Genomic DNA, 21,935 nt, shown 5'->3' with positions numbered 1-21,935 from the left:
ATCAATTACTCAAAAATATTACTCCATGCGTAAAGTCATGATGATATTGTTAACCTTTTGCTACACATTATTTTTAGCAAAAGGAGAAACCAAACCGTTAATCTATCAGATTGATATCCGAAAAGACATCGGTGCCACTACCTGGCTTTATCTGAAGAAAGGATTTGCGGAAGCCAACAAAACAGGCGCTAAATTGATTGTAATACGCCTCAATACTTACGGCGGAGAAGTAGTTTATGCCGATTCGATGCGTACGCGCATACTAAACAGCCGAATCCCCGTTATTGCCTTTATAGACAACAATGCGGCGTCTGCCGGTGCATTAATTGCCATAGCATGTGGCAAAATTTATATGCGGACAGGCGCCAGTTTTGGTGCCGCAACTGTTGTTGACCAAACCGGCGGACAATTGCCCGATAAATACCAGTCGTACATGCGCGCCACCATACGCTCTACCGCTGAAGCTCACGGAAAAGACACGATCGTTAATGGCAAGGATACTCTGATCCAATGGAAACGCGACCCGCACATTGCAGAGGCCATGGTTGACAATCGGATTATCATCCCCAATGTGGTCGACTCCGGACGAACGCTGACTTTCACCACCAACGAAGCCATTAAAAACCGCTATTGCGAGGGAAAAGCCGAATCTGTCGACGACATTATCTCGAAGCAAATGGGAATCAAAGATTATGATCTGAAGATTTACAAACCCTCCGGATTCGACGATTTTCTGGGATTTCTCAACAGTTCGCTTGTTCGCGGAATCCTGATTATGATTATTATCGCGGGAATTTACTTCGAGTTACAGACTCCGGGATTCGGAGTACCTATCATTGCAGCGATTATTGCAGCAGCTCTCTATTTCGCCCCTCTTTATCTGGGAGGTTCGGCGGCCGGATGGGAAATTCTCATGTTCCTGATCGGACTTGTTTTACTTGCGCTTGAAATATTTGTAATCCCCGGATTTGGTATTGCCGGAATTTCGGGCATCATATTAATAATTTGCGGATTAACTTTAAGTATGATAGACAACATCAATCTCGATTTCAGCAGAGTGCCGGGCGGTGAAATAGCCATCGCACTATTTACTGTTCTTATTAGTATTGCTGTCGCATTCGGCTTCTCCATTTATCTCTCCAACAAAATTGGCCAAAAAGGCATTTTCAGAAGAGTCGCACTCGAAGCAGAGCAGGATATTTCACAAGGATTCGTGGGTGTTCCTACAGAGCCGCAACAAATAGTGGGTAAGATTGGCATTGCAGCAACTGTTTTGCGCCCTTCTGGTAAAGTTATGGTTGAAAGCACTTTTTATGATGCTGTTTCCGAACATGGCTTCATAGAACAAGGCACCGCGATTAAAGTTACACGCTACGAAGCGGGACAGGTATATGTGATTAAAAGCGAAGAATAGAACAAAAGCGTGCAGAAAGGGCAAAACAAGCAGGTTGCCATTGTCTTTGAAAAGTTCTACTTTTGTAGCCGCAAATCATAAACAGAAAAATCAAGCAATAAGATGTTAGTAATCGGCATAGCAGGGGGTACAGGCTCCGGGAAAACCACAGTAGTTCGTAAAATTATCGACCGTCTTCCGGCCGACGAAGTGGTTGTTTTACCTCAGGACTCATATTATAGAGACAGTTCGCATATTCCTCTCGAAGAACGTTTTGACATCAACTTCGACCATCCGAATTCTATTGAGTTCGATTTACTTGTTGATCATGTAAAAGAACTCAAAAAAGGCAATTCCATAGAACAGCCTGTTTACTCATATCTTACGTGTACAAGAGCGGAAGAAACAGTCTCTATTTCTCCCCGAGACGTTGTAATCATTGAAGGTATCCTTGTACTCACTCATCCGGAACTGCGCGACCTGATGGATCTGAAAGTGTTTGTAGATACTGATCCTGACGATCGCCTCATTCGCGTCATCAATCGCGATATTCTGGAACGCGGACGTTCTGCAACGACAGTTATGGAACGGTACCAAACCACCGTCAAACCCATGCACCTGCAATTTATCGAACCGACCAAACGATTTGCAGACCTCATTGTTCCACAAGGTGGCGACAACGAAATCGCCATTGACATTCTGACAATGTATATCGAGCAAAACCTCGGTGTTGAAATCAAAAAATAAAACGAACTTCCCTTTCAAATAAAAACAGCTGTATTCTGCGATGCTTACATTTCCACCTCCATTTATCGAACAAACCAAAGAACTTTTAGGAACAGAGTGGGAAGCTTTTGAACAAGCCTTGCAAAGTGATGCGCCTGTAAGCATTCGTTTGAATAACAAAATAAACCAGCCCCTTTCATACGAGAGAGTTTCCTGGTGTTCATCCGGTTATTACCTACCCGAACGTCCTCTTTTTACTGCCGATCCATTACTTCATGCCGGAGCTTATTACGTTCAGGAAGCCGGGTCGATGTTTTTGGAACAGGTAATCGGACAGCACATCCACAAGCCGGGATATGCGCTCGATCTTTGTGCTGCACCCGGAGGCAAATCGACTCACCTGTCAAATCTGTTGCCCGAAGGAAGTTTTCTGATTTCGAACGAGACAATACGTCAACGGGCAAATATTCTGGCCGAGAACATGCAAAAATGGGGTAACCCCAATGTAGCAGTTACGAACAATTCTGCGGCTGATTTTGGGAAACTTCCGCCCCTCTTCGACGTAATTGTGGCCGACGTTCCCTGTTCAGGAGAGGGCATGTTTCGCAAAGATCCGGCTTCTATCAACGAGTGGTCGCCTGCCAATGTGGAGCTTTGCGCCTCGCGGCAACAATCCATCATCAACGACGTGTGGCCATCCCTAAAAGAAGACGGCATTTTGGTTTATAGTACTTGTACTTACAACAGAAGCGAAGACGAAAATAATATACAGTGGATTGCAGACACTCTTGGAGCGCAAATTCTCACGGTCGACACTGATGAAACATGGGGCATTACCCAAAGTGAATCCGGCTATCATTTTTACCCGCATAAGACACAAAGCGAAGGATTTTTCATTGCTGTTTTGCAGAAAACATCTTCATCTGCACCCGCTGCCAGAAAAAACAAAAACAACGATTCTAAAAGCCGGCAATCCGTATTAAAACCCGACGCTTTCATTTCTTATCTTGAGGGAGATAACTGGCTTTTCCGATCGGGTAAAAATGGGATATTTGCCTATCAAAAACAATTCGAAGAAATTATCAATGCAATAAATAGCCATCTGAATCCTTTGTTTGCCGGAATACAAATGGGCGAACAAAAAGGAGCTGATTTCATTCCTCACACGGCATTGGCTCTATCGAAAGTTTTGAATAAAAACGATCTTGCGATCGCCAATGTAGACTGGCAAACAGCCATATCTTATCTGAGAAGGGAAGCTATTACACTACCAGATTCTCCGAAGGGATATGTTGTAGTTGCCTATAACAACACTCCATTAGGATGGGTTAAAAACCTGGGGAACAGAGCCAACAACCTCTATCCGTCTGAATGGCGTATCCGCATGAATATCGATCTGAACACTCCATATAAAAGTCCTCTTGCAGAAAACAATTTGCAACATATTTTGTAACATATTTTATGTATATTTGTCTCGACCAACAAATACACTATCACAGTTCCTTGTTACCTGAATCGTCATGCAAAAAAAAGTTTTAGTTGCTTATGCCTCTAAATACGGGGCTACGGAAGAAATTGCAGAAAGAATCGGATTAATTCTAAGCCAAAGTGGTTTATTGGTTGATGTGCTTCCCGTGTACGACACCGCCTCGCTGGAACCATATCAGGCGATAGTGATGGGCTGTGCGGTCTATTTCGGCCAATGGCGCCGCCCCGCAATAAAGTTCCTAAAAAACAACAAACGAGAACTGGCCGACAAGGATGTTTGGTTATTTTCGAGTGGTCCGACAGGCAAAGGAAATCCTGTAGAAATAATGAAAGGATGGAAGTACCCTCCCACCCTTCAATTAGTCATGTCGACGATTAAGCCGCACGATATAGCTCTTTTTCACGGCCAGCTCAGCCTCGACAAAATGAACGTATTTGAACGCTTTATTATCAGCAAAATTAAGGCTCCGGTGGGAGATTTCAGAGAATGGGATGTAATTGAAGAGTGGGCCAAAAATATTGCTCAACAATTAAATACTCCCCATTAATTGTACTTTTTATTTTTCAATCTCTTTTTTCAGCAAAACCAAAGCTTCTATGGTGGCACGGGTAATATTTCTATCTCTGAGCTTTCCAAACTGAAAACATTCGCTCACTACTTTATCCCTAACAGCTACAGCAATCCACACCATGCCAACCGGCTTTTCGGGAGTTCCTCCGGTCGGACCGGCTACTCCTGACGTAGCAACTGCAACATCCGTATTGAATCGCGATTGGACACCACGCGCCATTTGCTCCACCACCTGTTGGCTCACAGCTCCGTAGGTATTCAAATCCGACTCCGAAACGCCCAGAATGTTGTGCTTTATGTCATTTGCATAGGCAACTACGCTACCCTTATAATACTCGGAGCTACCCGACACCGAGGTAATCAAGTGCGCTATATTTCCACCGGTACAACTTTCGGCTGTAGCCATGGTCATTTTCCTCTGAAGCAACAAGTTACCCACAACCACTTCCGGAGTAATATCATCAAGTGCAAGAATTGCATCACCCAGGATGGGTTTAACTTTCTCTACCTGCGCATCCAGTACACGCGACAATTCATGTTGATCGTTCATGGAAGCTGTAAGCCGGAGGCGCATCAAACCTATTTGGGGCAAATATGCAAGCTTGATAAAATCAGGCAGATTACTTTCCCATTCCTCCAGTTTAATAGCAAGTGCCGACTCGGAATAGCCTCCAACAATTATATGCCGGTGTTGTATTGATGGCACCTTGAAATATTTTTTCAGGCGGGGAATAATCTCGTTACTCATTACCGTTTTCATTTCTACCGGCACGCCCGGCATCGAAACAAGTATTTTGCCGTCCCGTTCAAACCATGTAATAGGTGCTGTGCCGACACTATTTGAAATCACGGTTGCTTTTTTGGGAACCATGGCCTGCATTCGGTTCAGTTCATTCATTGCACCGGGACGCCCGGCAAGAAAAGCTTCAATGTCTTTATAAATTCTTTCGCTAAACACCATTTTCGTTTCAAAGAACTCACACAATGTTTGCAAAGTAATATCATCTTTTGTAGGTCCCAATCCACCAGTAACCAATATAATATCGGCCTTCCCCAACAACCTTCCGATTGCTTCTTTAATATCAGCGGCTTCATCACCTATAGACGTTATGCCTCTTACTCTAAATCCTTCTTTTGCGAGCTCCGCCCCCATCCAGGCCGAATTAGTATCGACAACCTGTCCTAAAAGCAATTCGTCTCCAATCGTAATTATTTCGACATTCATAACATTACAGTTTTAGTCAACACGACAAATATCCTGATATACAGGAATTTCTCTCAAATAACTCATTTGCATCGATTCGTAGTTCAAATGACAACAGAAATGCTTCATCCCGTTACTCACCAACAGATACTCAACCTTCAGCTCCCATACATAACGCGCTATCTGATCAAAAACAGCCTGTGTTATTTCCACGGCAGGAGCTTTGTATTCGGCAATAAGCAACGGCATGCCAAAAGTATCGTACACCACCGAATCACATCTTCTGATTAATCCGTTTTGGCGTAACGAAATCTCATTTCCTATCCTTGCGGCAGGGAAACTTTTTTCGTTTACCAAAAATTCGATAACGTTTTGGCGAACCCACTCCTCGGGAGTTAGTGCCACGTATTTCTTGCGCAAACGATCAAAAACAAGACGTTTGCCATCTTTTTCCTTAAAACGAAACGAATATGATGGTAAATTCAGTGGTAACATTGCTTCAAAATAAAAAATACTTCACACACAGATACTCCCCAAACATTGAGATTAAAGCCTCCCTGTGTTTCAAAAAGACAAAGTTACCACCTTCATTTGTAAATTTGAAAAGAAACATGCGCTTGATAGCAACAATTTTTGTAATTTTGCAAACAAATTTTGTTACTGCGTTGTATGTCATCAACCTTACATTCAAAAGAAAACCTGGAATTTATAACAGTTGCTGCTGAATTTTGCCTGTTTTTAGAACAACTTCCTGAAATCGACAAGAAACAATTTCTAAACCGGGCTATAAAATACCTGCCTCTTGTCTATCTGAAAACATCCTTATTACCCTTTAACAGCGATGATTACGAATCGGAGCCAGAACGCATCGTAACAGAAACCGATTATGAACTTGTAAGGAGCAATATTGCATCTCTAATGGGGATGGATGATAATTATCTGGAAGTATTCCACCCTGACATGCAATACTCCGATACACCAATTGCGGCAACAATTTCGGAAGACTTAGCTGACATTTATCAGGAACTTAAAGATTTTCTGTATAATTGTCAGATTGGGAGCGACGAAGCCATGCAGGATGCCTTAACATATTGTCTTTCGGCATTCAAAGATCACTGGGGACGCAAGCTGTTAAACGCCATGCGCCCATTGCATCAGGCTTTTTACAACGACAATAGCGAAGAAGACATTGACACAACCACAACTCCTGCGGATGATGAACGTGATATTCCATTTCTAAAATATCAACGCAGAGAGTAACCTTTTTGAACCGAAACCAAAATAATGACTTATCAAGCATCAATAAGCAAAGAATCTATAGCAGGACTGCCTACAGCCGCCTTTGATGGCAAAATAATTGTAGTGCATTCTGTTGAAGAACTGGAGTATGCTATAGCGTACTTATCAGCACACAAACTTATTGGCTTTGATACAGAAACCAAACCTTCATTTTCTCGGGGACAAACCCACAAGGTTGCTCTTTTACAACTATCAACCGATGAAATTTGCTTTTTGATCCGCCTCAATGAAATTGGTTTTCCTCAGGTTTTGGTGGAACTTCTGAATAACATTGATGTAAAAAAGGTCGGACTCTCTCTTCGGGACGATTTCAAGGCATTAAGCAGACGTGCACATATTCACGCAGACAGTTTTATTGATCTGCAAAATGTTGTGCAGGAATATGGCATAAAAGATCAAAGTCTGCAAAAGATCTACGCCATTCTTTTTGGCAAACGTATATCTAAATCCCAGCGCTTATCAAACTGGGAAGCTTCAGAACTAACTCAGGCACAACAACTATACGCAGCCACCGATGCCTGGGCCTGCCACCAAATTTACCAAAAACTCAAACAAGACGTATGATTTTACCGAAAATAACGCTCAAAAGAGGAAAAGAAGAAGCTCTTTTACGTTTTCACCCCTGGATTTTTTCCGGAGCTATTCATCGCATCGAAGGAAATCCGCAGGAAGGTGATATTGTAGAGGTTTATACCGCACAACAACAATGGATTGCAATAGGATACTACCAAATCGGAAGTATTTCGGTTCGCATTCTGTCCTTCAAACCCATAGAAATTGATGAGCAGTTCTGGTTGGCAAAGATCCGGAACGCTTACAACATAAGAGTAACGCTCGGACTGGCTCAGAACCCGGAAAATACAACATACAGACTTGTTCATGGTGAAGGAGATAATCTCCCGGGACTTGTGATTGATGTATATGACACAACCGCTGTTGTACAGGCACACACTGTTGCGATACATAACGTTCGTCACACTATTGCTTCCGCATTAATGCAGACCGTAAAAGGTCTTGAAAATGTTTATTACAAGTCGGAAGGCACTTTACCATTCAAAGCAGACGTAACTCCGGAAAACACCTATTTGGTGGGTCAGGAAACCGATTGCATTGCAATGGAACACGGACTTCGGTTTCATGCAGACTGGTTACGCGGCCAAAAAACAGGTTTTTTCGTGGATCAACGCGAAAACCGGCTTTTGCTTGAAAAGTATGCCAAAGGACGCTCTGTCCTTAATATGTTTTGCTACACCGGCGGCTTTTCATTTTATGCTCTGAGAGGAGGTGCACAACTCGTTCATTCAGTGGACAGTTCTGCAAAAGCAATAGAACTCACCAACAAAAATGTAGCGTTGAACTTTCCCGACGAGACAAGACATGAAGCCTATGCCGAAGATGCATTCAAGTTTCTCGAACAGGCAAAAGACAAATACGATCTCATCATATTAGATCCACCGGCTTTTGCAAAACACAAGAATGTTCTGAATAACGCATTACAAGGATATAGAAAGCTAAACGCTAAAGCATTTGATCAGATAAAACCTAACGGAATTCTCTTCACATTCTCCTGCTCACAGGTTGTTTCAAAGGAACAATTCAGACTGGCCGTTTTCTCCGCCGCCGCGCAATCCGGCAGAAATGTACGTATTCTGCATCAGCTAACTCAGCCAGCCGATCACCCCATTAACATCTATCATGCTGAAGGTGAATATTTAAAGGGACTTGTTCTACACGTGGAATAATCAAATTATTGATAACAAGCAACATACCGCCGTTAAAAAAAATCACTCATTATAAATTACGTTAATTATAAACAGTTCTTGCACAGACCATTTGGAAAACGTGAATTTACACTGTACCTTTGCATTGTGTTTTTCATGGTATTAGATTTAAGGTTAACAAGGATTGTGGTTGTCGGGAGACAACCCTTTCTATTTTAAAATTGATTTTATTCCACAAGCCAAATTGGCTTTCCAATAAAAAACAAGAGAGTAAAGAGGTCAAATTCTTTACTCTTTTTTATTTGGCATAAACATACATGAATTAATTTGAAAAAATCTCAATTTATTTGGAGACAGCACTTTCCGACCCTTATCTTTGCACTGTGTTTTTCATGGTATTAGATTTAAGGTTAATGAGGATTGTGGTTGTCGGGAGACAACCCTTTTCTTTTTTAAATAAATTCAAATTGGTATACCAACACCCCGCAAACACAAAACACAATATTCCTCTAAATATCTGCATCTTACGCAAGACAAAACAAATTCAAAATACAAACACAAATTAAAATCAATTAATTTATATAAATTATTTTGGTTGACCAGTTCAAAATCCCTTATCTTTGCACTGTGTTTTTCATGGTATTAGATTTTAAGGTTAATAATTGATTGTGGTTGTCGGGAGACAACCCTTTCTTTTTTAAATACTTACTAAAAAGCACAATTCCCCCTCCCTCCCCTAAAATTACAAATCCACTGTATATCAATTATTTAAATAACAGATCAATTTATTTTCCTTTAAAAGTCTATTAATCAATACAAAAAAAGTGCAAAAAATTTGGTTTACCAACCACTTTACGCTTACCTTTGCACTGTGTTTTTCATGGTATTAGATTTAAGGTTAATAATTGATTGTGGTTGTCGGGAGACAACCCTTTCTTTTTTTAAAAACATCCGTATTATAGCACATCTTAGTCGCTTCACACAAAACTTCACTTCAAAACAAAGGAAACACTCCTAAAATGTAACATTCGCGAGTTTATTCCGTTATCTTTGCATCAATTTAATTGAATTATGTCACACACGATGCCCCGATATTCATTCTTCCGCAAACTCACCCTTTTGTGCTTTATCATCACTTTTGCGAACACGGCCTTTGCCCAAAAATCTTTCGCTCCGGGAGAAGTATTGACGTATAAGGCTTATTACCACTGGGGAGTTTTATGGTTACCGGCTGCTAACATCACGCTAAAAGTATTGCCCAACGAAAATCCAAATTTTCTGACCATCAAAGCAAATGGAATAAGCTTCAAACGGTACGACCTCTTTTTTAAAGTCCGTGAAAATTTTGAATCAACCATATTCAAAAATACATTATTGCCAATTGAAGCGAGACGCAATGCTATTGAAGGATCCTATTCGGCTCAGGAACACTATCGTTTCAACGATTCTGCCAACACGATTGATTATAACATTTCTGTAAATGAAGGAAAAACTAAAAATTCCGGTAAGATAGAAAAAGCCGATGGATATTTTGACATGTTATCGGCAGCCTACTACATGCGCGAATATGATTTCGCCAAACTAAAACTCAACCAAAAAATTCGTGTAAATACAATCATTAACGGGAAAGTATATCCTATTGAAATTCAGTATGTAGGAAATGAGGCTTGCAAAGACAACAACAACAAGTCATACATGTGCGCAAAATTTGCTGCAAGCACTGTACCCGGAACCATTTTCAAAGGGAATGAGAAAATTTCGATTTGGATGAGCCTAGACTCTGCGAAAATACCGGTTAAAGTCACTTCAAAACTCAAAATCGGAGAAGTTAACGTTGAATTAACTGGCGCATCCGGCATAAAATAGGCCACACAGAATTTGACTGATAGTCGAAAAATTTGTAACTTGCAGAGTTATTCGTCTGACACATAACTGCATTACATATTTTTCAATCCATGAGAGTTATCGACCTGATAAACAACAGCAAAACAACTGCATTTTCGTTTGAAATCCTGCCTCCACTCAAAGGAAACAGTATAGATTTGGTTTACAAAACCATTGATTTACTGCGACCTTTCGATCCAAAATATATAAACATCACCACACACCGGAGTGAAATCGTATACAAAGAAACCGGCCCAAATCTTTTTCAACGGGTTGCCGAACGGCATCGTCCAGGAACGGTAGCCATTGCCGCTGCCATTCAAAACAAATACAAAGTCAATGTTGTTCCCCACATCATTTGCAGCGGTTTTTCAAAAAGCGAAACCGAATATGCACTGATTGACCTTCAATTTCTGGGAATTACCGATTTGCTGGTATTGCGGGGAGACAAAGCCAAACACGACAAAGCTTTTATGCCCGGTGAAGAGGGACATGCCCATGCTATCGATCTGCAACAGCAAATCAACGATTTCAACAGCGGGAAATTCATGGACGGCTCTATTATCAAACAACCGGTTTCGACCTTCTCTTATGGCGTTGCAGGTTACCCCGAAAAGCATGACGAAGCACCCAATCTGGACTCTGACATCCACTGGCTGAAAGAAAAGGTGCGTTTGGGAGCCGAATATGTGGTTACCCAGATGTTTTTCGACAATGAGAAGTATTATGCCTTCGTGGACCGTTGCCGTAAAGAAGGAATCACAGTGCCTATTATTCCGGGCTTAAAGCCGATCACACTGATGAATCAGTTGACTGTTTTGCCAAAAATTTTCCATGTAGATATTCCAGAACCTTTAGCCACGGAACTTGCCAAATGCAAAACGGATGCCGAAGCGCTTGAAGTGGGCGTAGAATGGTGTACAATGCAGGCTCTGGACTTAAAACAGCAAGGAGTACCCAGTATTCATTTTTATACAATGATGGCCACACAGAGCGTTAAACGTGTAGCCGAGAAAGTATATTAATTCAGGACATAGAGCAAGAGTAAAGAACAAAGACCGCCGTCTTTGAAGTCTTTACTCTTTATTCTTTTATCTTTATTCTAAAATGCCCGAAGCCTGCTCGCTATATGAACTTAATGAACGGATCAAAGATGCGATTTCCGTTTCATTCTCTCAGCCATTATGGGTAAAAGCTGAGATTAGCGAGATACGCGAAAATGCGAACGGACACTGCTACCTCGAACTGATCGAAAAAGATTCCAAGAGTGACCGCATAACCGTGCGGAACAAAGCTACCATTTGGTCATTTACCTACCGAATGCTAAAGTCTTACTTTGAGACTGCCACCGGAGAACAGTTGCATGCCGGCGTAAAAATTCTGATCGCATGCACGGTAGAATACCATGAGCTTTACGGATTAAGCCTCAACATCTCCGACATCGACCCAACCTACACCCTTGGTGAAGTTGCAATCCGACGTCAACAAATCATCAATCAGCTACAGGAAGAGGGCATTGCCGATATGAATAAAGAGCTGGAGCTGACCGTAGCTCCTCAACGCATTGCTGTAATCTCTTCCTCTACCGCCGCCGGATATGGAGATTTTCTCGACCAATTACAGGGCAATAGCTTCGGGTTTCAGTTTTACACACACCTTTTTCCGGCTATCATGCAGGGCGACCGATCAGAACAATCTCTTATCGAAGCTCTGGATGTAGTCTATCAACACATAGACCAATTTGATGCGGTGGTCATTATCAGGGGTGGTGGTGCAACCGCAGATCTTAGCTGTTTTGACCGCTATTCGCTGGCAGCACACACAGCTCAGTTTCCTTTGCCTGTTATTACCGGCATCGGTCACCAACGCGACAATACCATTCTCGACATGGTTGCGTATGCTTGCCTGAAAACACCTACCGCTGTCGCCGAATTTCTGGTTAACCGAATGCAGCAAGCATCAGGCTTATTGGATGAACAACAAGAGAATCTGGTTCAGCTCATTGACGAGATCAGCGAAAAACATTCAAATCGTTTGCAAGAGCTCACTCGAAAATTGCCACAGCTTTTGCTCGGACGAACTACCGAACATAAAATGCAGTTGGAACGTTATCAACTACAGCTAAAACAGGCAGCAAAGACAATTATCGCCAATCGGCATCAGAAACTCTCGGGATATAGCCAGCCTCTATCCATCCTGACGAACCGCCTGATTCGGGAACAACGGCACCTTTTGGAACAAAAAGAGTTACAATTGAAATACATCAATCCACTATCCATCCTCGATAAAGGGTACACCATGACTTATGCCAATGGGAAACGGGTAACCAGTGTTGCCGATGTGCAATCCGGCGACCGCATCACGACGGCATTTAAGGATGGTAATACAAATAGTATTGCAGAATAAAAAGAGAGCCGACTGATATTGAATTCAGTCGGCTCTCTTTTGAAATTTTGAAATCTTGAATTTTGTTTATTCTCCTACATAAACCGGTTCGGAAGCAACGCTCTCCTGATGCAGACGGTTGAGAGAAGTAATGACGTATTTCGCCTTTTCCTTCGGATCGGGAACAATGTAGTACGGATCACGCACAATCTTCACAATCTTTGCTCCGTTAGTCAAATCAATATTTTCATCCAAACCAAAACGGTAGATGCAGTAATAGGCCGATTGTTCCAACTCTTTTTTCGCCTGAACACCTTGCCAGATAACCTTCAGCTTGCAATTATCGATCGTAAATCGCAGTCCCGATATAGGAGCCGGAGTCGTTTTTTCCATTGCAGGATATACCGGAATCAATGACGGAATGCGTTGATAGTGTTGCGCCAACGTATCCATAGATCCGAAAGGATTTTCGCGCATCTGATAGCCCGACCACCAGATATTTCCCTGAATATTGGGAGTTTCACGGGTGAGCCGCATCTTTTCGGCAAACTGCGTTTTGTTCGGATCTTTCAAATCTTTTTCGTTGAAAGTGGTTATGCTTTGGCCGACGTAGATGTTGGTTCCATAGCTGTTTTTACTCCACCAGTCAATCAAAGTTGCATAATCAGCTGCCTTGTGACCTATTTTCCAATAAAGCTGCGGAGCTACATAATCAACCCAATGATTTTTTTGCCAGAGTAACACGTCAGCGTACAGGTCATCATAGTTGGAAAGACCGTTTGTTTTGCTACCTTCAGGAGTACTGCCCACATTACGCCAAATACCAAATGGACTCACGCCAAACACCACCCAAGGTTTTTCGTAATGCACGGTTTCATTCACCTCTTTAATAAGCTGATCCACATTATTCCTGCGCCAGTTGGCACGATCGTCTTTACCAAAGCCCTGCTTTTTTGCATATTTTTTGAACGATTTTGCATCGTTGAACTCCTCGCCCTTGATAGGATACGGGTAGAAATAGTCGTCGAAATGGATACCATCAACATCATAACGTTCCACAATATCCTCCACCACCTTGTTGACAATCTTTCGCGATTCGGGTTGACCCGGATCGAAATACAACTGCTTTCCATAATGAATAAAGAGCTTCGAGTGTTTTTTGTTCATCTTCGACAACACCTCCGACTCGCTGCTGGTGACACGGTAAGGATTGAGCCAGGCATGCAACTGCATACCGCGTTTGTGGCACTCCTCGATCATAAAGGCGAGCGGATCCCACATCGGATTAGGAGCCTTGCCCTGTTCTCCGGTCAGATAACGGCTCCATGGCTCCAGCTTGGACTCATAAAACGCGTCAGCCTGGGGACGAACCTGAAAGATAACGGCATTCATACCGGCCTTCTGAAAACTATCGAGCATATTAGTCCACTCTTTCTGAATGGCTTCGGCTTTCATGGTGCGGTATTTCCAATTGCCAACCGTGTGGATCCAAACTCCACGAAACTCACGTTTAGGAACTACTTCCGAATAAGCCGAAAGTGAAATCAGTAAAACTAATGCTAATGTCAGAACAGCTCTGATATTCTTGAAAATCATTATAAAATTCTGGATTGATTATTTGCTAACGTAATAAATGATGGTGTCTTTGGCAGCCTCAACGCTTGGAGTAAGCGCATGATAGAGAATTTTATCATCGGAAACATATTCCGGCAGATTGACCTCTTCCACCTTAAAACCAACTGAACGCATCCGGTCGGCATAATCACGACCGTATTCACGCACGTGATCTTTCTGCCCGAAATGTTTCAGGCGTTCTTCGGGCGCAGTGATTGTTTTATCTTCGTAGGTCACTGCACGAGCGAGATTGACCGGAGACTGAATAATGCCCCACCCGCCGGGTTTCATCACGCGATAGAGTTCGCGCATAGCCAGCAAGTCATCGTCCACGTGTTCGAGTATGTGATTGCAAAAGATAACATCAAATTTATTCTCTTCGAACGGAATAGCCTGGATATCCATCTTCACACGAGCCAACGGCGATTCCAAATCAGCCGAATAGTAATCGATATTCGACATGGCACCGAAACGCTTGATAAAACAGTATTCGGGAGCAATGTGCAGCATCACGCTTTGCTTGGTAAAGAATTCGGTTTTGGCCTGCAAAAAGAGCCAGATCTGACGGTGACGCTCCAAAGACAAACATGAGGGACAAAGCGCATTTTCGCGGGAATTGACATAGCCATAAGGCAGCAATTTGCGAAAACGATGATGACAAACAGGACATTCATATTTGCTACCCACATAAAAAATCGAGCTGGATCTTACGGCCACATGAGCGAACAGTTGCAGATACTTGCGGGGAATATGGTTCAGCACGAACCGGATAAACTTCTTCATTATTTAATGTAACATTTTATATACTAATTCTTTCAGGAGGTCGCCAGCATCAGTCGATACGTTTTCGATCCCTTTGGAACGGGCATCACATTCACGTAGCCAAGCGATAATTCTCAATGTTTTTGCCGCCGAAAAGCGCTTCGCCGCCGCCTGAAAATCCTTCACAAAATAGGGATTGACACCCAACTCACGAGCCACATTGGCCTGACTTTTATCCTGCAGATAGTGGTACACCATCAGATTGCTAAAGAAATTGAACAAAACGGAGAGTGTGACAATAATCGGATTGTTCTTGGGATTATCGGCAAAATAGCGGGCAATACGATTTACTTTCAACACATCGCCAGCTATGATGGCGCTTTGCAGCTCGAAGTTATTGAAATCCTTGCTGATACCGATATTCTTCTCTATCAGTTCGGGAGTGATGGTGGGTTCGGATGCCGGTTTGGTAATAAGTAGTTTGTCAAGCTCGTTGGCCACCTTGCTCAGGTCTGTCCCCAGGAATTCGGTAAGCATAAGCGCTGCCTTCTCGGAGATTTTCACCTTACGGTCGGCCAGATATTTTACAATCCAGGGCGGAATCTGGTAGTCGCGCAATTTCTCAGATACAAACAACACCCCGTTCTTTTCAATCTCGGAGGTCACCTTTTTCCGTTTGTCGAGCGTACCGTATTTGTGGCAAAAAACAAGGATAGTAGAAGCCAGCGGTTTTTGCAGATAGAACGTAAGTTCGTCGATCGCCTTCAACTGCTGCGCCTCTTTGACGATGACCACCTGATATTGCGATCCCATCGGGAAACGCTTGGCAGCATTGATCACCGTACGAATATCAGTATCTTTTCCGTAAAGCACAGTCTGGTTGAACGATTTCTCCATCTCGTCCAGCACGTTCTCTTCGATGTAATCGGCAAGCAAATCGATATAGTAAGGTTCCTCGCCCATAAAGTAGTACACCGGGGCATACTCCTTTCGTTTGAGTTTATCAAGAATTTGCTCGTATGAATCTGATTTTTTTGCCATTACTCGAAACGCAGATGCTTGATTGTACTACTATTATTCATAATCGAACTCAAGGCTTTCACTCCAATACGTAAATGTTCTTCCACAAAATTTGCAGTAACATTATTATCGCTGGCCTCGGTTTTTACCCCATCTGGGCGCATCGGCATATCCGAAACAAGCAACAACGCTCCTGTAGGAATACTATTGAAGAAACCTACAGAAAACAAGGTAGCAGTTTCCATATCTACGGCCTGAGCACGGGTATTGTGCAGATATTCTTTGAATTCTTCATCATGCTCCCACACGCGGCGGTTGGTCGTATAAACAGTACCTGTCCAGTAATCCTTACCAAAGTCACGAATATTGGAAGAAACGGCACGCTGCAACATAAATGCCGGTAGCGCCGGAATTTCGGGAGGAAAATAGTCATTCGAGGTACCTTCGCCGCGAATGGCTGCAATCGGAAGGATATAATCACCATTACGATTTTTATCTTTCAAACCGCCGCATTTTCCGAGAAACAGAACTGCCTTAGGCTGTATGGCAGTTAATAAATCCATTATTAACGCTGCATTGGGACTACCCATTCCAAAATTGATAATGGTAATACCGTTTGCCGAAGCGTTAACCATATTTCCTTCGTTATAGACGGGAACGCCGAAACGTTCTGCAAACATCTCCACATAATTATTGAAATTCGTCAGCAAAATGTATTGGTCAAAATCTTCCAATTGTCTTTTGGTGTAACGAACCAACCAGTTCTCAACTATCTCTTTCTTTGTCTTCATGCGAAAAATTATTTTGCGTTCAAAGATACAAATTTTCGGTGGCAACCCCGCAAATACAATAAAGATGAACAAAAGCATCACCTTTGATTCTAAATTTATTGTCATCACGCTTAAATTTGGTAGCTTTGCAGGTAATTACAATTCAACTTATAAAATTCACATAGACATGGTTAAACATTTAGTGTTTTGGAAATTAAAAGAAGAGGCTGCCGGAAACGATAAAGCCACCAACGCCAAACTGGTAAAGGAAAAACTGGAAGCTCTCAACGGACAAATTGAAGGATTGATTAAACTGGAAGTAGGCATCGATTTTACAGGCAACCCTGCCGACCATGATATCGCACTCTACTCCGAACTCACCAGTAAAGAAGCCTTAAACGGCTATCAGGAAAATCCGCTTCACAAGGCTGTTCAATCTTTTGTAAGAGAAGTGGTAAATGCTCGTGCCTGCGTGGATTACGAAATTTAAATTATCTTTATACAAACAGAAAGGCGTTGAAGGCAAAACCACCTTACAACGCCTTTTTTTGTTTTTTATATCATACCACACAGCAATTAGCACAATAATATATTTAGTTAATTATATAGAATATTTTAGATTAAACAAAAATCATCTCATAGAAATTCACTACTTTTACAGACTTTAATTGCCATTTGTTAAATCCCCATGAATAACCTGCAAAATCACACCTCTGAGAAATACAGGTTCACTGCGCTTGATATTTTCAGAGGGATGACCATCTGTTTTATGATCATTGTCAACACTCCGGGCAATGAAGAAACAACATTTAGTTTTTTAAAACATGCCGATTGGAATGGATTTACTCCCACAGATCTGGTATTTCCATCTTTTCTTTTTGCAGTTGGCAACGCTCTTAGTTTTGTAAATAAACGTTGGGGGACACTGTCTACTAAAACCGTAATGCTGAAAGTAGCTAAACGAAGTTGCCTTATTTTTCTTACCGGTTATCTCATGTACTGGTTTCCCTTCTTTTCATTGGATTCTGATTCTCATCTTATATTTTCTCCTATATCCCACACTCGCATCATGGGGGTGTTGCAACGAATAGCTCTTTGCTATGGCATAGTAGCTTTACTGGTGTATTTCCTCAAAAAAGAAAAAATTTTGGCTGCGGGCGTCGGTGCATTAGTATTTTACTGGATGATTTTGGTATGGTTTGGTTCTCCCGGACTGGAATATACAAAAACAGGGAATGCTGTTCTTTCTTTCGATTCTCTCATATTAGGAGTAAATCACCTCTACACCGGCGAAGGATTTCCATTCGACCCGGAAGGTATTCTCAGCACAATACCCGCATTATTTAATGTGATTTGCGGCTATTTAGCCGGCACTTATATTCAAAGAAAGGGCAACAATCGTCAAACAATCACGGAGTTTGTTTTGGTTGGCTTGGGATTACTTATAATTGCGTACGCCTGGAACCATATTTTCCCAATCAACAAAAAATTATGGACGAGTTCTTATGCTACCCTAACCGTCGGACTTGATTTTCTATTGCTAGCTGCCATCATTTATTGGACTGATTTCCTTAAAATAAAACAAGGCCGTAACTTCTTTCAGGCTTTCGGGAAAAATCCGCTTGCCATTTATGTTCTCAGCGAAATCGGCGTAACGTTAATGTGGTTAATTCCTATCGGCGATACTCCGCTGTATTCCTGGTTATATAACAATATTTTCGCCCATGCCGGTGGATATATCGGATCACTACTATTTGCTCTCTGGTGGATGCTTTCATGCTGGTTGGTTGCCTACTGGCTTGACCGAAAGAAAATCTATATTAAACTGTAGTCTCTGCTGGCTCATGTCAATGAAAATAAAATATCTTTGCAGATGTTTTATTTAATTCAACCAACATGAGACGAGTTCTACTCTCCACCCGCCTTCTGCCCGAAGGATTTGCCGAGTTGCAAAAACAGTTTGAAGTCGTATTTCCTGAAAACGAAACTTTTACCCGCGATGAACTGATCGCTCTCCTGCCCCATTTCGACGCATTCGTTCCCACATTTGTCTATCCGGTCGATCGTGAAATGCTGGATGCTGCCGCACAACGGGTCAAAATCATCTCCAACTACGGCGTGGGCTACAACAATATCGACATCGATTACGCCGCACAACTGGGCATCGTGGTGACCAATACTCCCGATCCGGTGATAGAACCGACGGCCGAACTGGCTCTTGCGCTGATGCTCGCCGCTGCCCGCCGCATTCCCGAATGCGACCGTAAAGTGCGCATCCCCGACGGACTGAAATGGGGCGTGCTTGAAAATCTGGGACAGTCACTCACGGGCAAAACGCTGGGTATTGTCGGTATGGGACGCATAGGTCAGGCACTGGCACGGCGCGCACTGGCTTGTGGCATGCACATCGTTTACTACAACCGCCACCGCCTTTCTCCCGATCTGGAGGCTACCTATAAGGCCACACGCCTCGATCTGGATGATCTTATCGCTGCCTGCGACGTACTTTCGCTCAACACTCCGCTCTCTGATGAAACCCGTCATCTGATTGGCCGCAAACAATTGCAGCTGATGAAACGGACGGCCATCATCGTCAATACTGCACGTGGAGCCGTCATCGACGAAGCAGCGCTGGTGGAAGCCCTGCAACAAGGTTGGATAGCCGCCGCCGGACTGGACGTTTACGAGTTCGAACCTAAGATCACACCCGCGCTCTTGGCAATGGACAACGTAGTACTGGCACCCCACAACGGCACCGCCACCGTGGATACCCGCAACGACATTGCCCGCTTTGCCTCGCAAAACATTATTCGATTCTTTGAAGGAAGAGAAGATATTACGAGGGTAAACTAAATTGAATCTATTGCACACGGAGCACACAGAGGAAACTGAACTTCACAGAAAAATATGTTCTTCTGTGTTTTTCCGTCGTTTCCGTGTATTCTGTGTGCCCTGTGTTTTCCGTGTGCCTCATTTGCATGAGACCAAAAACAATTATCTTTGTAATCAAATTAAGTTTCACGTTCAATTATGAAGAAAACAATTCTTATCACTATGACCGCATTGTCGATAACGGCGGGTGCAGGCAGCGCAGAAGCTGCCGGACAGAGCGCTCCGCCCAAAGAGTTCAACTACATTGTCGATCAGTTTGCCGACCTGCAGATCCTGCGCTATCAGGTTCCCGGGTTCGAACAACTGAGTATCAAACAGAAAGAACTGGTATATTTTCTCTCCCAGGCTGCCAACGAGGGCCGCGATATCTTGTTCGACCAGAACGGACGCTACAACCTGGCGATTCGTCGCACGCTCGAAGCTATCTACCTCAACTACAAAGGAGATAAAACCAGCAACGACTATAAGCAATTCGTAGTTTACCTGAAACGGGTATGGTTTGCCAACGGCATTCACCACCACTACGGCGAAGACAAATTCGCGCCCGGTTTCTCGAAAGAGTTTTTTGCCAAACAGGTAAAAGCATTGCCACAAAGCAAAGTTCCTGTTCGTAACGGACAATCTGTAGACGCATTCCTGGCAGAAGTTACACCTGTAATTTTCGACCCCACGGTAATGCCGAAAAAGGTGAATCAGGCGCACGGCGAAGATCTGATCAAAACCTCAGCCAATAATTACTACGAAGGCGACATTTCACAGAAAGAAGTTGAGGATTTCTACGCCAAGATGAAAGACCCGAACGATCCGAAACCGATTGCATACGGACACAACAGTCGTCTGGCGAAAGTGAATGGCAAAATAGTGGAAAAGGTATGGAAAGTTGGCGGGCTCTACTCACAGGCTATCTCCCGGATTATCTATTGGTTGGAGAAAGCCGGCACTGTTGCCGAAACTCCCCAACAAAAAGCGGTCATCGAGAAGCTGATTGAGTTTTACCAGAAAGGCGACCTGAAGCTCTTTGATGCTTACGCCATCCTCTGGGTACACGATACTCAATCGCAAATCGACTTCGTGAACGGCTTTACCGAAAGCTACGGCGATCCGTTGGGACTGAAAGGAAGTTGGGAATCGAATGTAAACTTCAAGAATCTGGAAGCCACCAAACGTACCGAAACCATCAGCGCCAATGCACAGTGGTTTGAAGATAACTCTCCGGTAGACAAACGCTTCAAGAAAGAGACGGTAAAAGGCGTAACTGCCAAGGTAATCACCGTGGCTCAACTGGCCGGCGATTGCTACCCTTCAACTCCTATCGGTATCAACCTGCCTAATTCCAACTGGATTCGCAAAGATTACGGCTCCAAATCGGTAACCATCGAAAATATAATGGAAGCTTACGACAAAGCTGCTCAAAAGAGCGGGTTCAACGAAGAGTTTGTTTGGAGCGATAAAGAGCTGAAGTCGATCCGCAAGTATGGTTTTCTCACTGATGTGCTCCACACCGACCTGCACGAATGCCTCGGCCATGGTTCGGGAAAACTGTTGCCTGGCGTTGATCCCGATGCACTAAAAGCGTACGGTAAAACCATTGAAGAGGCGCGTGCCGACCTGTTCGGGCTCTATTATGTGGGCGATCCTAAATTAGTTGAACTGGGCATCCTCCCCGACAAAGAAGCTTACAAAGCCGAGTATTACAAATACATGATGAACGGTCTGATGACACAGCTCACACGCATCGAACCGGGCAAAAACATCGAAGAGGCTCACATGCGTAACCGTCAGCTGATTGCCCGCTGGGTATATGAACATGGCAAAGCCGAAAATGTGGTGGAATTCAAACAACGTGACGGAAAAACCTTCGTGGTGGTGAACGACTACGAAAAGATGCACAAACTATTGGGCGTGTTACTGGCCGAAATCCAACGTGTGAAATCGGAAGGTGATTTTGAAGGAGCCAAGAAATTGGTGGAAGACTACGGCGTACAGGTTGATCAGAAGCTGCACGACGAAGTATTGGCCCGCTACAAAAAACTGGAACTGAAACCCTACAAAGGCTTCGTCAATCCGGTGTTGATGGCTGTGAAAGATGCCAAAGGCAATATCAAAGATGTGAAAATTTCCTACACGGAAGGCTACACCGAACAGATGTTACGCTACTCCGGCAAATTCTCGCCACTACCAACTTATAACGAATAAGGCAACCTTT

The 21,935-nt window shown here is 43.2% G+C and carries 20 protein-coding genes; 14 read left to right on the top strand and 6 right to left on the bottom strand.

Translation table 11 applies throughout. The features are described 5' to 3' along the window. Positions 1–25 precede the first annotated feature (25 nt). From PJIAN_RS11020 to PJIAN_RS11005, 4 genes are all read left to right on the top strand, one after another. On the top strand, positions 26–1,414 hold the full coding sequence (locus PJIAN_RS11020; protein WP_068705012.1) for an NfeD family protein: 1,389 nt from the start codon (positions 26–28) through the stop codon (positions 1,412–1,414). Between the two features lie 102 nt (positions 1,415–1,516). Continuing rightward, positions 1,517–2,140 (top strand): uridine kinase, encoded by a 624-nt coding sequence (gene udk / locus PJIAN_RS11015; RefSeq protein ID WP_068705010.1) that lies wholly within the window; start codon positions 1,517–1,519, stop codon positions 2,138–2,140. A 40-nt stretch (positions 2,141–2,180) separates the two neighbouring features. Continuing rightward, a complete protein-coding gene (locus PJIAN_RS11010) occupies positions 2,181–3,572 on the top strand; it encodes a methyltransferase RsmF C-terminal domain-like protein (RefSeq protein ID WP_068705008.1) in 1,392 nt (463 codons plus the stop codon). Between the two features lie 67 nt (positions 3,573–3,639). Continuing rightward, complete coding sequence (locus PJIAN_RS11005) at positions 3,640–4,155, top strand: flavodoxin domain-containing protein (RefSeq protein WP_068705006.1); 516 nt, start codon at positions 3,640–3,642, stop codon at positions 4,153–4,155. 9 nt (positions 4,156–4,164) lie between these two features. Here PJIAN_RS11005 and PJIAN_RS11000 read toward each other — a convergent pair whose 3' ends face one another. Both PJIAN_RS11000 and PJIAN_RS10995 read right to left on the bottom strand, forming a co-directional pair. After that, on the bottom strand, positions 4,165–5,403 hold the full coding sequence (locus PJIAN_RS11000) for a CinA family nicotinamide mononucleotide deamidase-related protein (protein WP_068705004.1): 1,239 nt from the start codon (positions 5,401–5,403) through the stop codon (positions 4,165–4,167). Positions 5,404–5,415: 12 nt separating this feature from the next. Then, positions 5,416–5,877 (bottom strand): type I restriction enzyme HsdR N-terminal domain-containing protein, encoded by a 462-nt coding sequence (locus PJIAN_RS10995; protein WP_068705003.1) that lies wholly within the window; start codon positions 5,875–5,877, stop codon positions 5,416–5,418. Between the two features lie 174 nt (positions 5,878–6,051). On the opposite strand from PJIAN_RS10995, the gene PJIAN_RS10990 reads away from it, so the two are divergent. From PJIAN_RS10990 to xseA, 6 genes are all read left to right on the top strand, one after another. Further along, the gene (locus tag PJIAN_RS10990; RefSeq protein ID WP_084252391.1) at positions 6,052–6,642 is read left to right on the top strand and encodes a DUF5063 domain-containing protein; all 591 of its coding nucleotides are present in this window, start codon (positions 6,052–6,054) and stop codon (positions 6,640–6,642) included. Positions 6,643–6,666: 24 nt separating this feature from the next. Next, a complete protein-coding gene (locus tag PJIAN_RS10985; protein ID WP_068705000.1) occupies positions 6,667–7,245 on the top strand; it encodes a 3'-5' exonuclease in 579 nt (192 codons plus the stop codon). Continuing rightward, on the top strand, positions 7,242–8,423 hold the full coding sequence (locus PJIAN_RS10980; protein ID WP_068704998.1) for a class I SAM-dependent rRNA methyltransferase: 1,182 nt from the start codon (positions 7,242–7,244) through the stop codon (positions 8,421–8,423). Before PJIAN_RS10985 ends, PJIAN_RS10980 begins: the two co-directional genes overlap by 4 nt. Positions 8,424–9,473: 1,050 nt before the next feature. Next, positions 9,474–10,268 carry a DUF3108 domain-containing protein gene (locus PJIAN_RS10975; RefSeq protein WP_084252390.1) on the top strand — a complete coding sequence of 265 codons (795 nt, stop codon included), beginning with the start codon at positions 9,474–9,476 and terminating at the stop codon, positions 10,266–10,268. An 89-nt stretch (positions 10,269–10,357) separates the two neighbouring features. Continuing rightward, on the top strand, positions 10,358–11,311 hold the full coding sequence (gene metF / locus PJIAN_RS10970) for a methylenetetrahydrofolate reductase [NAD(P)H] (protein ID WP_068704994.1): 954 nt from the start codon (positions 10,358–10,360) through the stop codon (positions 11,309–11,311). An 82-nt stretch (positions 11,312–11,393) separates the two neighbouring features. Continuing rightward, entirely contained in the window at positions 11,394–12,692 is a 1,299-nt protein-coding gene (gene xseA, locus PJIAN_RS10965) for an exodeoxyribonuclease VII large subunit (protein WP_068704992.1), read from the top strand. Between the two features lie 66 nt (positions 12,693–12,758). On the opposite strand, the gene PJIAN_RS10960 is transcribed toward xseA, so the two are convergent. From PJIAN_RS10960 to PJIAN_RS10945, 4 genes are read right to left on the bottom strand one after another with little or no spacing between them, the layout of a single operon-like run. Then, positions 12,759–14,267 carry a glycoside hydrolase family 10-like protein gene (locus tag PJIAN_RS10960; RefSeq protein WP_084252389.1) on the bottom strand — a complete coding sequence of 503 codons (1,509 nt, stop codon included), beginning with the start codon at positions 14,265–14,267 and terminating at the stop codon, positions 12,759–12,761. A gap of 18 nt (positions 14,268–14,285) precedes the next feature. Beyond that, positions 14,286–15,068, bottom strand: a complete 783-nt coding sequence (locus tag PJIAN_RS10955; protein ID WP_068704988.1) for a methyltransferase domain-containing protein — start codon at positions 15,066–15,068, stop codon at positions 14,286–14,288. A 3-nt stretch (positions 15,069–15,071) separates the two neighbouring features. Then, a complete protein-coding gene (gene holA / locus PJIAN_RS10950) occupies positions 15,072–16,088 on the bottom strand; it encodes a DNA polymerase III subunit delta (RefSeq protein ID WP_068704986.1) in 1,017 nt (338 codons plus the stop codon). Further along, the gene (locus tag PJIAN_RS10945; protein WP_068704984.1) at positions 16,088–16,858 is read right to left on the bottom strand and encodes an AMP nucleosidase; all 771 of its coding nucleotides are present in this window, start codon (positions 16,856–16,858) and stop codon (positions 16,088–16,090) included. Before PJIAN_RS10945 ends, holA begins: the two co-directional genes overlap by 1 nt. Before the next feature lie 64 nt (positions 16,859–16,922). Here PJIAN_RS10945 and PJIAN_RS10940 point away from each other — a divergent pair, with 64 nt between their 5' ends. The 4 genes from PJIAN_RS10940 to PJIAN_RS10925 all read left to right on the top strand — a co-directional run bounded on the left by PJIAN_RS10940 (position 16,923) and on the right by PJIAN_RS10925 (position 21,925). Further along, a complete protein-coding gene (locus tag PJIAN_RS10940) occupies positions 16,923–17,327 on the top strand; it encodes a Dabb family protein (RefSeq protein ID WP_236714399.1) in 405 nt (134 codons plus the stop codon). A gap of 198 nt (positions 17,328–17,525) precedes the next feature. Then, a complete protein-coding gene (locus PJIAN_RS10935; RefSeq protein ID WP_068704982.1) occupies positions 17,526–18,668 on the top strand; it encodes an acyltransferase family protein in 1,143 nt (380 codons plus the stop codon). Positions 18,669–18,733: 65 nt separating this feature from the next. Then, positions 18,734–19,690, top strand: coding sequence for an NAD(P)-dependent oxidoreductase (locus tag PJIAN_RS10930; protein WP_068704980.1), 957 nt, complete (start codon positions 18,734–18,736; stop codon positions 19,688–19,690). Positions 19,691–19,867: 177 nt separating this feature from the next. Next, positions 19,868–21,925 carry a dipeptidyl-peptidase 3 family protein gene (locus tag PJIAN_RS10925; protein WP_068704978.1) on the top strand — a complete coding sequence of 686 codons (2,058 nt, stop codon included), beginning with the start codon at positions 19,868–19,870 and terminating at the stop codon, positions 21,923–21,925. The last annotated feature ends 10 nt before the right edge of the window (positions 21,926–21,935 follow it).

Source organism: Paludibacter jiangxiensis, assembly GCF_001618385.1.
In the GTDB taxonomy this organism is placed as follows: domain Bacteria; phylum Bacteroidota; class Bacteroidia; order Bacteroidales; family Paludibacteraceae; genus Microbacter; species Microbacter jiangxiensis.
Note: the sequence above shows the minus strand (reverse complement) of the source record. Positions and strands in the feature narration are given on the sequence as shown.